The sequence below is a fragment of the Streptomyces sp. NPDC059718 genome (genome assembly GCF_042733315.1).
GTDB lineage: Bacteria > Actinomycetota > Actinomycetes > Streptomycetales > Streptomycetaceae > Actinacidiphila.
Genome location: NZ_JBHWGA010000002.1, coordinates 243,074 through 257,379, shown reverse-complemented (window position 1 = coordinate 257,379; position 14,306 = coordinate 243,074). Strand labels below are relative to the sequence as shown.

Below are 14,306 nucleotides of genomic sequence, written 5' to 3'. Positions count from 1 at the left end.
GCTCCCCGGCACGGCTATCCGGCGTACTTCCGCAGGAAGGCCGTCACGGTGGCCCAGTTGGGGTCGTAGGTGAGCATGCCCACGCCGTGCTGGGGTCCGCTGACGATGTCGAGCCGGTTCTCGGCCGCCTTCTTCGTGGCCTTGCTCAGCGCCCCGGTCGACTCCGCGAACGCGGTGTCGCCCGCCGCCGCCATGTAGAGCACGGGCGCGGTCAGCCGCTGCACCGCGGAGCTCGCGTCCATGGTCCCGTAGGTCTCGGGCGCGGAGAGCGAGACCACGGCGTCGACCGGCGGATCCACCGACGCGGCTCCTTCCAGGACCGCCGTGCCGCCCTTGGACGCGCCCATCAGCAGGACGTGCCGCGCGCCCTTGGCGCGCAGGAACGCCACCCCGCCCACGACCTCGGGCACCTCGCTGCCGTTGGAGTCGACGACCAGGACGCGGTAGCCGTCCTTCAGCAGGAGGTCGGCCTGCGGCATCCACTGGCACATGTCGCCGTCCGCCTGGTGCATCAGCAGGACGGCGGTGTCGCCCTTGCCGGCGAACCAGGCGTCCACGGGGTTGTCGTCGGTGTCGTCGTAGCTGACGGACCCGGACTTCGCCTGGGCGGCCGTCAGGCAGCCGAAGTCCTCCGGCGGTGCGGCGTCGGCGACCTGACCGCCGCCGTCACCCCCTCCGCACCCGGCGAGCAGCAGGACGGCGGCTGAGACGGCGCACAGGCGGGCACGGAGGGTGAAGGACATGGCCCTGATCGTGAGGGTTGGTCTGGACCAGCGTCAAGAGACGCGCAAGCCGTCGAAGGCCAGCCGCACCACGGCGTCCACGACCGCGGCGTCGTCGTGCTCCCGGGTACCGGCCGTGTGCGGCTGGTACCACTCGACTATGGAATTGATCATTCCGAAGAGCAGCCTGGTCGCGAGCCTGGGCTCCACGTCACCGCGCAGGTCCCCCTCCGCGACGGCCGACTTCAGCAGGTCGGCGACCCGGTGGTCGAACTCCCTGCGGCGCTCCAGGGCGGCGCGCTCGGTCCTGGTGTTCCCGCGCACCCGCAGCAGCAGCGTGACGTAGGGCAGCTCCGCCATCAGCACCCCGGTGGTGCGGCGCGTGACGTACTCCAGCCGCTCCACGGCGCGCCCGCCGCGCGCTCCGGGCTCCTCCAGGATGCCGAAGAGACCGTCCAGAGCACGGCCGACGGCGCGCTCCAGGAGCTCTTCCTTGCCCCGCACATGGTGGTAGATCGAGGACTTGGAGATGCCGGCGGCCCGCGACAGGTGCTCCATGGACGTGCCGTCGTAACCGCGCTCGATGAAGACCGTCACGGCCACGGCCAGCAGCGAGTCCGGGGTGTAGGTGTCCCTCTTGGGGGCGGAGCTGTCGCGCTGTGCCATGGTCATGATTAGAGCAGTCTCCCCTCGGCCGCCGCGCGGCGGTTCAGCAGACGGGACGGCGCGTAGCGCCCGCCGGGGTACGCCTGGTGCAGGTTGCGCAGCACCTCGCGGACCCACTCCGGGCCGAGTTCGGCACCCCAGGCGAGCGGACCGCGCGGGTAGTTCACGCCGAGCCGCATCGCGGCGTCGACGTCCTCCGCTGAGGCCACCCCCCGGGCGACGGCGTCGGTGGCGAAGTCCACCAGCATCGCCACGGTACGGGCGACGATCATGCCCGGCACGTCCTCGATGACGCTGACCTTCTTGCCCAGCGCCTGGAACAGCCCGATCGCCGCCTGCACGGTCTCCGGGCGTGCCGAGTCGGACGGCGCGATCGCGACCCGGGTGGCCACCCGGTAGTCCAGCGCGAGGTCGAACTGCACGTAGTCGACGGCCGGGCCCGTGGTGGCCGGGCCGCCGTCCGCCAGGTAGAGCCGGCCGCCGCCGGGCAGCTCGAGGTACCCGTCGTCCGGGTCGGCGACCTCGCCGTCCAGCACCTCGATGCCCGCCTCGGCGATCAGCTGGGGCAGCACCGCGGCCGGGCCGCGGCCGCCCATGCACACGGTGACCTCGGCGGGCGGCTTCTCCGGTCCCGCGGTGCGGGGGGCCGGGGCGGCGGCGCCCTCGGCATGGTCGTACCAGCCGTGCCCGCTCTTGCGGCCGAGCCGCCCGGACTCCACCAGCCGCCGCTGGGCGAGGGAGGGGGTGAACTTGGGGTCCTGGAAGAAGGAGTCCCACACCGAGCGCGTGACGGCCTCGTTGACGTCCTGGCCGATGAGGTCGGTGAGCTCGAACGGGCCCATCCGGAAACCGCCGCTCTCCCGCAGCACCGCGTCGATGGTGGCGGGGTCGGCCACGCGCTCCTCGTGGATCCGGAAGGCCTCGGCGTAGAAGGGGCGCGCGACCCGGTTGACGATGAAGCCGGGGGTGTCGGTGCAGCGCACCGGCGTCTTGCCCCAGGCGGCGGCGGTGTCGTACGCGGCCTGGGCGGCGGCCTCGTCGGTGGCGGCGCCGGAGACCACCTCGACCAGCGGCAGCAGCGGGGCGGGGTTGAAGAAGTGGAGGCCGACGAAGCGGCCCGGGCACCGCAGCGCGCCGCCCACGGCGGTGACCGACAGGGAGGAGGTGTTGGTGGCCAGCAGGCAGTCCTCGGCGACCACCGACTCCAGGGCCGTGAAGAGCTGCTGCTTGGCGCCCAGGTCCTCCAGGATCGCCTCGACGACGAGCGACACGCCCGCCAGTTCCTCGATCTCCCGGACGGCCGAGAGCCGGCCGCGGGCCGCGTCACGCTCGGCGGCGGGCAATCGGCCCTTCTCCACCAGGCGGTCCAGCCGTTCCGCCAGGGCCCGCTCGGCCTGCTCGGCCCGGCCGGGGCCCGCGTCGTAGAGCCGTACGGAATGGCCCGCCACCAGCGCGACCTGGGCGATCCCCTGGCCCATCGTCCCCGTGCCCACCACCGCGACCGTGCTGGATCGGTCAAGAGCGCTCATCGCCGCCACTGCTCCTCGCCAGTTGTCCACAGCTTCGGCCGGCCCCCTTGTCCCGACCGAACATTCGGTTAATCTAGCGGGGAAGCCAGCACCCTGCCCACCCCAATCCAGCTCGACGAGGAGTTGGCCCCATGGCTGCCGATCTCACCGCTGTCCCGTCGGTCGCACAGCACCGCGAGACGCTCGACAAGGCGCTCGAGGCGATCCGTACCCGCGAGTACTGGTCTCCGTACCCCGAGCACCCGAAGGCATACGCGGACGGCGAGACCGCCCAGGCCGCGTTCGACGCCCTGCGCGGCACCCGCTTCGACCTGGACCAGCCCGGCACCGACGGCTGGACCGGCGGCGAGGTGTCCCCGTACGGCATCGAGCTGGGTGTGGAGTACCCGCACCCGGACGTCGACGTGCTCCTCCCCGCGATGAAGGCCGCGATGCCCGCCTGGCGCGAGGCCGGCCCGGAGAACCGGGCCCTGGTCTGCCTGGAGATCCTGGCCCGGATCAACGCGCGCACCACGGAGCTGGCCCACACGGTCATGCACACCTCCGGCCAGGCCTTCATGATGGCCTTCCAGGCCGGCGGCCCGCACGCGCAGGACCGCGGCCTCGAAGCGGTCGCGTACGCCTACGTGGAGCAGGTGCGCACCCCCGGCACGGCCGAGTGGGTCAAGCCGCAGGGCAAGCGCGACCCGCTGACCCTGCGCAAGGACTTCACGACGGTGCCGCGCGGCATCGCGCTCGTGATCGGCTGCAACACCTTCCCCACCTGGAACGGGTACCCGGGCCTCTTCGCCTCCCTGGCCACCGGCAACGCGGTCGTGGTCAAGCCGCACCCCCGCGCGGTGCTCCCGCTGGCGCTGACGGTCAGGATCGCCCGCGAGGTGCTCGCCGAGACCGGCTTCGACCCGAACCTGGTCTGCCTGGCCGCCGAGCGGCCCGGCGAGGGCCTGGCCAAGACACTGGCGCTGCGCCCCGAGGTCCGCGTCATCGACTACACGGGCTCCACCGCCTTCGGCGACTGGCTGGAGGAGAACGCCCGCCAGGCCCAGGTCTTCACCGAGAAGGCCGGCGTCAACACCGTCGTCGTCGACTCCACGGACGACTACAAGGGCATGCTGTCCAACCTGGCCTTCTCCCTGTCCCTGTACAGCGGCCAGATGTGCACCACCCCGCAGAACCTGCTGATCCCGCGTGACGGCATCGCCACCGACGACGGCCACAAGGGCTTCGACGAGGTGGTGGGCGATCTGTCGGCCGCCGTGGGCGGGCTGCTCGGCGACGACGCCCGGGCCAACGCCCTGCTGGGCGCCCTGGTCAACCCCGACGTGAAGGCCCGCCTGGAGGCCGCCGCCTCCCTCGGCGAGGTCGCGCTCGCCTCCCGCGAGGTCGCGCACCCCGACTTCCCGGACGCCGTGGTCCGCACCCCGGTGATCGTGAAGCTGGACGGCGCCAAGCCGGACGACGAGGCCGCCTACATGTCGGAGTGCTTCGGCCCGGTCGCCTTCGCGGTCGCCATGGACTCCTCCAAGGACTCGGTCGACCTGCTGCGCCGCACCGTGCGGGAGAAGGGCGCCATGACGGTCGGCGCCTACACCACCTCCGGCGAGGTGGAGCGGCAGATCGAGGAGGTCTGCCTGGAGGAGGCCGCCCAGCTCTCCCTCAACCTGACCGGCGGGGTGTACGTCAACCAGACGGCCGCCTTCTCCGACTTCCACGGCTCCGGCGGCAACCCGGCCGCCAACGCGGCCCTGTGCGACGGCGCCTTCGTCGCGAGCCGCTTCCGGGTCATCGAGGTCCGCCGCCAGGCCTGATCCGGCCCGCCCGCACCACCGACAGCCCCGTCCGGAGCAGCCCTGTCACTCCGGACGGGGCTGCTCCGTACCCACCTGACCCACCTGCGCGTAACGCTGGATCCAGGCGTGCATGGCGATGGCCGCCGCGGCGCCCGCGTTGATCGAGCGCGTGGAGCCGAACTGGGCGATCGAGCAGACCGCCGCCGCGTGCTTCCACGCCTCGTCGGTCAGCCCGGGCCCCTCCTGCCCGAAGAGCAGCACGCAGCGCCGTGGCAGCTCGGTGGTCTCCAGCGGCACGGCACCGGGGAGGTTGTCGATCCCGATGATCGGCAGGTCCTCCGCGGCCGCCCACGCGGCCAGCGCCGCGACGTCCAGGTGGTGGCGCACGTGCTGGTACCGGTCGGTCACCATGGCGCCGCGCCGGTTCCAGCGGCGCCGCCCCACGATGTGCACCTCCTTGGCCAGGAAGGCGTTGGCGGTGCGCACCACGGACCCGATGTTGAAGTCGTGCTGCCAGTTCTCGACGGCGACGTGGAAGTCGTGGCGCCGGGTGTCGAGGTCGGCGACGATCGCCTCCCGCGTCCAGTAGCGGTACCCGTCCACCACGTTGCGGCGGTCGCCCTGCGCGAGCAGCTCGGCGTCGTAGCGCGGGTCCTCCGGCCAGGGCCGCGGGTGCGGCCCGACCCCGACCTCGGGGCCGAAGCCGTCGTCGTACTGCAGCGGCTCGGCCGCGTCGTCCTGGCTGGTGCTCACACCACGAGATTAGAGGGGGTGGGCTCGCCGGCCGGTCCCGGCCCTCGCTGCCCCGCGACTGCCCGCGCCTGCGCGTCCTCCGTGCCCTCCGCGCCTTCCGCGTCCTGCGGCCGGCCGTCCTCCGGCTCCCCGGCGGCGCCCGCTCCCCCGTCGCGTCCCGCGCCGCGCCGCAGCGGACGCGCCACCCGGTCGCCCGCCCAGCGCAGGAAGCCGGTGGGCAGGAAGACCGCGTCGGCGGCGATCATCGCCAGTGAGAAGAACGGCAGTCCGAGGACGACGGCGATCGAGGCGTGCTCCAGCATCATCAACGCGAGGAGCACGTTCTTCACCCGGCGGTTGAAGAGGGTGAAGGGGAAGGCGACCTGGACGATCACCGTGCCGTAGGTGATCACCATGACCATCAGCCCGCTGGCGGCCATCGCGTGGGACAGCCCCGGCCAGGGGCTGAAGTCGTCCAGGTGGAGCGGGTAGTACACCGCCGTGCCGTCCTGCCAGCGCGAACCCTGGACCTTGTACCAGCCCGCCGTGGCGTAGATCAGGCACACCTCGACGACGATCACCAGCAGACCGGCGGCGTGCAGGATGTCGGCGAGGATCCCCAGGACCGCCTTCGGCTCGCCCGGCGCGTACCGGCGCACCGCCCACCACACGGCCTGCAGCAGCAGGAAGCCCCACAGGAACGGGGTCCAGCCGAGCCAGGGCAGCAGGCCGTCGGTCCAGTTCAGGCCGGTACGCCCGAGCAGCTGCGCCACGGTGAGCACGAGCCCGAGGACGATCCACAGCGCGATCCCCGCGCCGTCGCCGTCCCGCCCCTTGGCGCGGCGGCGGGCGTCGAGCGACCAGACCTGCCCGCACCGGGTGAAGACGAGGTAGATCGCCATCAGGTGGATCACGTTGTCGCCGCCGTCGCCGACGAACACGCTCCGGTTCTGCAGGGAGAGCACGCCGATCATGAACAGCAGCGAGGCCGTGCGGGTCCGCCAGCCGAGCAGCAGCATCGCGCTCGCCACGATCGCACCCGCGTACACGACCTCGAACCACGCGTCGGCCCTGCCCCACAGCAGCAGGGTGAAGGCGTGGTTGTCGGCGACGAGCCGGTTCGCCAGGTCCCAGCTCCACGCGCCGTCCGGCCCGTAGAGCTCGTGGCGGTGCGGCCACTCGCGCAGCAGGAACAGCAGCCAGGCCAGTGAGATGCCGATCCGCACCACGGCGGTCTGGTACGGGCCGACGGTGGTGCCGGTGATCCGGGCCAGGCCACGCGACAGACCGCCCGCGGCGGAGTCGAGCAGTCCGGCGAAGGGGGACGGGACGGGGGCCAGGCGGACGGCGGGGGCCGGGCGGCCACGGGCCGCCGCCGGCTCGGGTACGGGGCGGTCCACGGGCTCCCCGGCCGCGCCGTGCGCGGACTCGTTCACGGCTTCGCTCACGACGCGTCCTCCCCGCTCTCGTCTCCCTCGTCCTCGTCCGCCGTGTGCGCGTTCCACCAGGGCAGCACCTGGAAGGTGGTGCGCGTATCGATCTCCTCGGGGCTCCAGGTGGGGGCCGCGACCGGCGTGGTGCCGGTGCGCACCTGCAGGCGGACGACGTCGCCACCGTCGAGCCGGGGCCCGATGCGGTCCTCCACGATGCGTTCCAGGTACTGCCTGCTCAGCTCGCCGCGCACGCCGATGGGCTTGTCCTTCTCACCGTGGGAGGCGGCGTAGAAGCTCCACGCCCGGCGCAGCTCGTTCTGCTGGGTGTGGCTGGGCAGGACGTTGTGCCTGATGGCGGCGATGTCCATGGCCGTGAGGTCGACCCAGCCGGTCACCCGGTCGGTGCCGTCGTCCTTGTGGACATCGGCCCGCGCCCAGACGTGGATGTTCTGCTGGAGCGGATTGGGTGCGAAGAGTTTCCAGTTCTGCTCGAACTCAGGGTAGATGTAGCTGCCGACCAGATCGCCGTGCTTCTTGGTGGCCGTGTTCGTGGGCGCGACGTGCAGGAAGACCATGAGCAGGTGCACCGCGACGCCGACCGCGGCCGCGGCCAGCGCCAGCGCGACCACGGCCCGGGCGGGTGGCGACAGCGCGGCTATCCCGGCCGGTCCCCCGGACTCCTCGGGTGGCTCCATCGTGGTTCTCCGCTCGTGTTCCCCGTGTTCCGCTCAGCACGGAACGGTACTCATGCCACACACGTGCGGTACAGCCGTCCCGGTCAGCACGGGCCGCGGGCGCCACGGGGAGGGGCAGGGAGGCGGCGACGGGGATGTGGACTTCCCCGCCCGGTCCGCCTAATCTGACACACCGTCAGAATGGACGCGTCCGGGAGGTCGGGCCATGGACTTCAGCTTCAGCGAGGAGCAGCTGGCGGCCGTCGAGGCGGCACGGGCGGTGTTCTCCGACGTGGCCGCCGACGCCGTACCGAGCCCCGCACTCACCGCCGGCGCGGTGGCGGAGGACTTCGACCGCCCGCTGTGGCGCCGGCTGGCCGCCGCCGACCTCCTCGGGCTGGTGCTCGACGAGACGTACGACGGGGCCGGCCTCGACCCGGTCGCACTGTGCCTGGTGCTGCGCGAGGCCGGGGCCGTACTCGCCCGGGTGCCGCTGCTGGAGACCTGTGCCGCCGCGCTCGCCGTGCAGAGCGACGGCCCCGAGGAGCTGCGCGCCCGGCTGCTGCCCGCGGTCGGCCGCGGCGACCTCGTCCTGACCGTCGCCTCCGCGGGCCGCACCGGCCACGACGGCGCGGAGCTCGCCGTCACCGCGCGGCCCGTGGACGCGGACAGGGACGCGGACGGGGACGGCGCCGCCCACGACTGGCTGCTCGACGGCGTCCAGACCGCCGTCCCCTGGGCCCCGCACGCCGACCTCGTCCTGGTCCCGGCCTCCGCCGCCGGAGGCCGCACGGTCATCGCCCTCGTCCCGCGCGAGGCGGTCACCGCGGCCGAGCAGATCTCGACCAGCGGGGAGCGCCACGCCGAGCTCCGGCTGGACGCCGTCCGCGTCCCCGCGGGCGACGTGATCACCGCCGACGGCGCCTGGGACCGGCTGCGCCGGCTGCTGACCACCGGCACCTGCGCCCTGGCGCTGGGGCTGGGCACCGCCGTCCTGCGCATGACTGGCTCCTACACCGCCAAGCGCGAGCAGTTCGGGCACCCGCTGGCCACCTTCCAGGCGGTGGCCATGCAGTCCGCCGACCGCTACATCGACCTGCGGGCGATGGAGGTCACCTGCTGGCAGGCCGCCTGGCGGCTGGACCCCGCCGACGTCGCGGTCGCCAAGATCTGGGCCTCGGAGGGCGTACGACGGGTGGTGCAGACCGCGCAGCACCTGCACGGCGGCTTCGGCGCCGACACCGACTACCCGCTGCACCGCTACCACGCCTGGGCCAAACAGCTGGAGCTCTCCCTCGGCCCCGCCGCCGCCCACGAGGAGGAGCTGGGCGACCTGCTGGCCGCCGAGGCCTGAGAGCGCCCGAGCGCCCGCCCACGGCCCGTCGCCGCCGCCCCACAGCCCCGCGGGCCTCAGAGCACGTGCGCCGGGCCCGCGCCGTCCGTCACCAGCGGACGGCCCGCGGCCTCCCAGCCCAGCATGCCGCCGTCGACGTTCACCACGTCGAGGCCCTGCGCGATCAGGTACTGGGCGACCTGCGCCGAGCGGCCGCCGACCCGGCACACGACGTGCACCCGGCGGTCCGCCGGGACCTCCTCGATGCGGGCCACGACCTCGCCCATCGGGATGTGCACCGCGCCCTCGGCGTGCCCGGCGTCCCACTCGTCGTGCTCCCGGACGTCGAGCAGGTAGCCGTCGGCGGGGACCTGCGCCGCGTCCACCGCGGGCAGCTGGGCGTAGAACATGGAACGGACTCCTTCGGTCGGGGCGTGCACGTCGAACGTACCCGACCCGCTAATCGGACCCCTTCGAGGAGCGCACCAGCTCCGCCAGCCGGGCCTCCCGGTTGGCGACCTGGTTGAGGAGGTTCTCCGCGATCTCGTTGAGCAGCCCGTCCGGGTCCTCCGGGGCGAGCTTCATCATCTGCGCGATCGCGCTGTTCTCCAGGTCGGCGGCGAGCGCGGCCAGCCGCTCCTTGCGCTGCGCGAGCCACTCCAGCCGCGCGTACAGCACCTCGGCCTCGCTCGGCTGCTCCTCCTCCGGGACCGGCCCGGCCTCCCACTCCTCCGCGAGCTCCCGCAGGCGCTGCTCGTCGGCGTAGGTGTACGCCTCGTTGACCCGGGCGATGAACTCGCTGCGGCGCTCGACCTCGGCCTCGTCCTGCGCCAGGTCCGGGTGGGCCTTGCGGACCAGCTCGCGGTAGAGCCGCTGCGCCTCCTTGCCCGGCCGCACGCGGCGCGGCGGGTTCGGGTCCTCCTGGGGCCGGACCCCGTCCGAGCCGAGCAGGCCCTCGAAGAGCTCCTCCACCCCCGGCATCGGCATCACGAGGGCGCGCGCCTCCCAGGCACGCTGGATGTCCTCGCGGGAGCCGCTCTTCGCCGCGACCGCCTCCGCGATCAGGGCGTCGAGCTCGTCGAGCCGGGCGTACATCGGGCCGAGCTTCTGGTGGTGCAGCCGGGAGAAGTTCTCGACCTCCACCCTGAAGGTCTCCACCGCGATCTCGAACTCGATCAGGGCCCGCTCGGCGGCACGCACCGCCTGGGCCAGCCGGTCCTGGGGTTCGGAGGATGCGGCGGCCGACTCGGTGCCGGGGGCCGACTCGGTGCCGGGGGAATTCGTCACCGGTCCAGCCTACGAGGAGTGGGGGGCGCCGGTCACAGGGTACGGCCTCGTACCTGCCCCCGGCACACCGGCGCCCGGGCCCTCACACGCCCTGTTCCGCGGCGATCCGCCCGGCCCGCACCTCCGCCACCAGCTCGGCGTGGTCCGCCTCGGTCCGGTCGGCGTACGCGACCGCGAAGGCCGCGACCGCCTCGTCGAGTTGCCCGCCCTTGCCGCAGTAGCCCGCGATCAGCCGGGGGTCCGCGGAGTGCGCGTGCGCCCGGGCCAGCAGCGCGCCCGTCATCCGCGCGTAGTCGTCTATCAGGCCGGCCTCCAGTGCCGCGGGGTCGACGCTGCCCTTGCGGTTGCGGAACTGCCGCACCTGGTGGGGACGGCCGTCCACGTCGGCCCAGCCCAGGAGGCTGTCGCTGACGACCTGCATACGCTTTTGGCCCAGCACCACGCGCCGCCCCTCGTGCTCCACCGCGGGCGCGTCGAACCCGGCCTTCCCCAGGTACGGCAGCAGCGCGGAGGGCCGGGCCTCCTTCACCTGGAGCACCAGCGGCTGACCGAGGTGGTCCAGGAGCAGCACCACGTACGACCTCGTGCCCACGCTGCCCGTCCCGACCACCCGGAACGCCACGTCGTGCACCGCGTACCGGGCCAGCAGCGGCCGCCGGTCCGCACCGATCGTCGCCAGGTAGCCGCCCTCCGACAGGGCCCCGGCGACCGCCGCCGCCTCCCCGTCCGGCACCCGGCGCAGCACAGGGGGCGCGTCGACGAAGCGGCGGCCGCCGCCCTCGACCTCCTCCGTGGCCCGCGCCGCGAACTTGGCGCTGGTGTTGCGGCGCGCCTTCCCGGCCACCAGGCGCAGCGTGCCCGCCAGGTCGCGGGCGTCGGCGTGCGCGACCAGTTCCTCGTCGGCGATGGCGTGCCAGGCGTCCAGCACCGGCATCTTCGCCAGCAGCCGCATGGTGCGCCGGTACGCGCCCACCGCGTCGAAGGCGGCGCCCCGGCACGTGTCCTCGTCGGCCCCGGCCTCGCGCCCGGCCAGCACCAGGGAGGCGGCCAGCCGCTTGACGTCCCATTCCCAGGGGCCGTGGACGGTCTCGTCGAAGTCGTTGATGTCCATGACCAGCCGGCCGAGGTGGTCCCCGTACAGGCCGAAGTTGGCGGCGTGCGCGTCCCCGCAGATCTGGGCGCCGATCCCGGTGACCGGGCCGCCCGCGAGGTCGGCCGCCATCAGCCCGGCCGAGCCGCGCAGGAAGGCGAAGGGGCTCGCCGCCATCCTCCCCACCCGCAGCGGGACGAGTTCCGGGATGCGCCCGAGGCTCGAATCGCGCACCGCCTCTGCCGCGCCCGGCCGGTCGGCGCCCGGAGTGAACACCGCGTGCGCCTCGCGCGGCACCGCCTCCCGGAGCGCCTTGCCCTCCTGCTTGGGCGCGCCGTCGTGCGGCCATCTCTGGAACCCCGCGATGTGCGGAAGCCTGTGCTCCACGTGCTCTTCCTCCCCACGGGCCATGCCCGGTTGGTCACTCCTGGGGGCAATCTAGCCATTTACCGGACCGCGTCCGATGTTTCATGCTTGCCTGGACGGTGAAGACCCGACCCTGATGCTCTTTCAGCCTTCCGCGCCGAACCGCAGCCGAACCGCAGGTGCCCGACGTTGGACGAGATGACCAGGCTTCCCACGACCACGACCCCGCTCGCAGCCACCGGTGTCTCCGCGCTCGTACGCCTCGCCGTGCTCTGCGTCGGTCCCGACGGTGACATCTCGTACTGGAACCGCGGCGCCGAGGAGCTCTTCGGCCACCGCTGGGAAGGCGTGTTCGGCCGCCCGGCGGCCGGACTGCTGCCGCACACCGCGGGCCGGCACCCCGGCGAGCAGGACGCCCTGGAGGTGCTGGACGAGTTCACCCGGTCCGCCTGGGCGGGATCGCTGCCCACCACCGACCGTGACGGCGGCGTCAAGGACGTGGTGTGGTGGTCCTACCGCATCATGGAGCCGGCCGGCCCGAGCCTGCTGGTGATCGCGGCCAACGCCCGCCCGTTGCGGGACACCGGGCCGCGCCTCGCGCTCGGCGACCACCTGCTGCCTTACACCGCCGACGGCACCACCGCCCGCGGCGCCGTCCGCATCATCCCGCGGCTCGCCCCGGCCGCCGACCCCGCGCACGCCGAGCACCTGGCCGGCCGGCTGGGCTCGGTGCTGCCCCGGGTCAGCGCGGGCCGGCTGGACCGGATCGTCCGTCAGATCGTGCCCCTGGGCTACCCGGCGGTGGAGGTCGACGGCACCGTGCTGCTCCCCGTGCTCCCCGAGGAGCACGGCACGACCGTGGCCCAGCCCGCCGCGAACCCCGCCACCGGCCGCACCGCGCGGCCCACCCGGCCCGCCCGGCGCACCCGGCCCGCGCACCCGGAGCTGCTGCCCGGCCCCCGCGGCGACGTCCCGGCGCCGGTACTGGTCCCGGTGGCCGCCCCCAGCGTCTCGCTCGCCCCGGGCCACGTGCTGGACGAGCAGCTCGCCCTGCTCCGGGAGACCGGGGCCAAGGTCGGCACGACCCTCGACCTGGCGACGACCGCCCGCGAGCTGTGCGCCGTCACCGTGCCGCGCTTCGCCGACTTCGCCGCCGTCCTCGTCGTCGACCAGTTGTTCTCCGACGCCGAGCCGCCGAAGGACGACCTGACCGGGGACACGATCATCGCGCGCCGGGTCGCCGTCGCCCACACCGACACCACTCCCGGCCCGTGGGCGGCCGCCCTGCCGGAGGGCGAACTGATCCCGCTGCCCGCCGACTCCACCCCGCGGCTGGGCGAGCCGCTGCTCGTGCCGGTGATAGACCCGGCACTGGCCCGGGACATCGCGCTCGACCTGGGCGTCCCTGGACTCGGCCCGTTACTGCCCGAGCGGTCGATGGTCGTCGTACCGCTCACCGCACGGGGCACGGTGCTGGGACGGATGTGCTTCCTGCGCCACCCCGGACGCCGTCCCTTCGACGCCAAGGACGCCGCGACCGCCGCCGAAGTCGCCGCCCGCGGCGCCGTGCACCTGGACAACGCCCGGCTGCACCGCCTGGAGTCGCGCGCCGCCGCGACCCTGCAGCGCAGCATGATGCCGACCCGCCCGCCCCGCATCCCCGGGGTGCGGATCGCCCACCGGTACATGCCCGGCGACCGTCAGGCCCAGGTCGGCGGCGACTGGTTCGACGCCATCCAGCTGCCCGGCGGGCGCGTGGCGCTGATCGTCGGCGACGTGATGGGCCACGGTCTGCTGTCGGCGGCCGTGATGGGCCAGTTCCGCACCTCCGTGATCACGATGGCCGCCCTCGACCTGCCGCCCGCGCAGTTGCTGCGGCACTTGGACAACCTCGCCCACCGCCTCGGCGCCGAGCACCTGGCGACGTGCGTGTACGCGGTCTACGACCCGATCCACCGGACCCTGACCCTGGCCAACGCCGGCCACATCCCGCCGGTGCTGGCCCGGCACGACGGCCGCAGCGAACTGCTGCAGATCCCCAAGGGCGCCCCGATCGGCGTCGGCGGCGTGCCCTTCGAGACGGTCGAGATCCCGGTACCGGACGGCAGTTGGCTGGTGCTGTGCACCGACGGCCTGGTGGAGGTGCGCGGCCAGGGGATAGACGCCGGCCTGGCGGCGCTGTGCTCCAACGTCATCGAGCCCCAGCAGACCCCCGAGGACGTCTGCGAGCAGATCCTCAGCCGGGTCCACTCCGACGACCGTCGCGACGACGTGGCGCTGCTGGTCGCCAACTTCCAGGGCATCCCCCCCGAGGACGTCGCCGAGTGGCGGCTGTCGATGGACCTCTCCGACGTCCGGCGGGCACGCGCGCTCACCCGTGAGCAGCTGTCGCGATGGGGGCTGGAGGGGGTCAGCGACCTGACCGAGCTCCTGGTCAGCGAGCTGGTGACCAACGCGCTGCGGGTCGCCTCGCACGAGGTGTCGCTGCGGCTGATGCGGGTGGGCAAGCTGCTGGTCGAGGTCAGCGACGACGACCACAACCTGCCGCAGCTGCGCCGCGCGGACGCCGACGACGAGGAGGGCCGGGGCCTGGCCCTGGTCAGCAACCTCTCCCGGCGCTGGGGCACCAGCCGCAAGGCGGTCGGCAAGGTCGTCTGGTTCGAGCTGCCGCTGCCCGTCTGAGC

12 protein-coding genes are annotated in these 14,306 nt (G+C 73.6%); 3 read left to right on the top strand and 9 right to left on the bottom strand.

Going from position 1 to position 14,306, the window contains the following annotated elements:
- Positions 1 to 14 precede the first annotated feature (14 nt).
- The 3 genes from ACFV3E_RS03675 to ACFV3E_RS03665 are packed head-to-tail and all read right to left on the bottom strand — an operon-like array spanning position 15 to position 2,917.
- Entirely contained in the window at positions 15 to 743 is a 729-nt protein-coding gene (locus ACFV3E_RS03675; protein WP_500533170.1) for an alpha/beta hydrolase family protein, read from the bottom strand.
- Between the two features lie 33 nt (positions 744 to 776).
- Positions 777 to 1,394, bottom strand: a complete 618-nt coding sequence (locus tag ACFV3E_RS03670) for a TetR/AcrR family transcriptional regulator (RefSeq protein ID WP_500368030.1) — start codon at positions 1,392 to 1,394, stop codon at positions 777 to 779.
- 2 nt (positions 1,395 to 1,396) lie between these two features.
- A complete protein-coding gene (locus tag ACFV3E_RS03665) occupies positions 1,397 to 2,917 on the bottom strand; it encodes a 3-hydroxyacyl-CoA dehydrogenase (protein ID WP_500533168.1) in 1,521 nt (506 codons plus the stop codon).
- 131 nt (positions 2,918 to 3,048) lie between these two features.
- Here ACFV3E_RS03665 and paaN point away from each other — a divergent pair, with 131 nt between their 5' ends.
- Entirely contained in the window at positions 3,049 to 4,725 is a 1,677-nt protein-coding gene (gene paaN, locus ACFV3E_RS03660) for a phenylacetic acid degradation protein PaaN (protein WP_500368026.1), read from the top strand.
- A 45-nt stretch (positions 4,726 to 4,770) separates the two neighbouring features.
- Here the strand turns inward: paaN and ACFV3E_RS03655 are convergent, their stop codons facing one another.
- From ACFV3E_RS03655 to ACFV3E_RS03645, 3 genes are all read right to left on the bottom strand, one after another.
- Positions 4,771 to 5,460 (bottom strand): TrmH family RNA methyltransferase, encoded by a 690-nt coding sequence (locus ACFV3E_RS03655; RefSeq protein WP_500533166.1) that lies wholly within the window; start codon positions 5,458 to 5,460, stop codon positions 4,771 to 4,773.
- Complete coding sequence (locus ACFV3E_RS03650; RefSeq protein ID WP_500533392.1) at positions 5,457 to 6,779, bottom strand: HTTM domain-containing protein; 1,323 nt, start codon at positions 6,777 to 6,779, stop codon at positions 5,457 to 5,459. The genes ACFV3E_RS03655 and ACFV3E_RS03650 overlap by 4 nt, the downstream gene beginning before the upstream one ends.
- A 104-nt stretch (positions 6,780 to 6,883) precedes the next feature.
- The gene (locus ACFV3E_RS03645) at positions 6,884 to 7,567 is read right to left on the bottom strand and encodes a DUF5819 family protein (protein ID WP_500533164.1); all 684 of its coding nucleotides are present in this window, start codon (positions 7,565 to 7,567) and stop codon (positions 6,884 to 6,886) included.
- A 205-nt stretch (positions 7,568 to 7,772) separates the two neighbouring features.
- Between ACFV3E_RS03645 and ACFV3E_RS03640 the strand changes: the two genes are divergently transcribed.
- Positions 7,773 to 8,900 carry an acyl-CoA dehydrogenase family protein gene (locus ACFV3E_RS03640; RefSeq protein ID WP_500533162.1) on the top strand — a complete coding sequence of 376 codons (1,128 nt, stop codon included), beginning with the start codon at positions 7,773 to 7,775 and terminating at the stop codon, positions 8,898 to 8,900.
- Positions 8,901 to 8,956: 56 nt separating this feature from the next.
- Here ACFV3E_RS03640 and ACFV3E_RS03635 read toward each other — a convergent pair whose 3' ends face one another.
- The 3 genes from ACFV3E_RS03635 to ACFV3E_RS03625 all read right to left on the bottom strand — a co-directional run bounded on the left by ACFV3E_RS03635 (position 8,957) and on the right by ACFV3E_RS03625 (position 11,667).
- Positions 8,957 to 9,289: a rhodanese-like domain-containing protein gene (locus tag ACFV3E_RS03635; protein ID WP_499512856.1), complete on the bottom strand. Its 333-nt coding sequence runs from the start codon at positions 9,287 to 9,289 to the stop codon at positions 8,957 to 8,959.
- A 49-nt stretch (positions 9,290 to 9,338) separates the two neighbouring features.
- Positions 9,339 to 10,166, bottom strand: coding sequence for a hypothetical protein (locus ACFV3E_RS03630; protein ID WP_499512857.1), 828 nt, complete (start codon positions 10,164 to 10,166; stop codon positions 9,339 to 9,341).
- An 82-nt stretch (positions 10,167 to 10,248) separates the two neighbouring features.
- Positions 10,249 to 11,667, bottom strand: a complete 1,419-nt coding sequence (locus tag ACFV3E_RS03625; RefSeq protein ID WP_500533160.1) for a DUF2252 domain-containing protein — start codon at positions 11,665 to 11,667, stop codon at positions 10,249 to 10,251.
- 153 nt (positions 11,668 to 11,820) lie between these two features.
- Between ACFV3E_RS03625 and ACFV3E_RS03620 the strand changes: the two genes are divergently transcribed.
- Positions 11,821 to 14,304 (top strand): ATP-binding SpoIIE family protein phosphatase, encoded by a 2,484-nt coding sequence (locus ACFV3E_RS03620; protein WP_500533158.1) that lies wholly within the window; start codon positions 11,821 to 11,823, stop codon positions 14,302 to 14,304.
- The last annotated feature ends 2 nt before the right edge of the window (positions 14,305 to 14,306 follow it).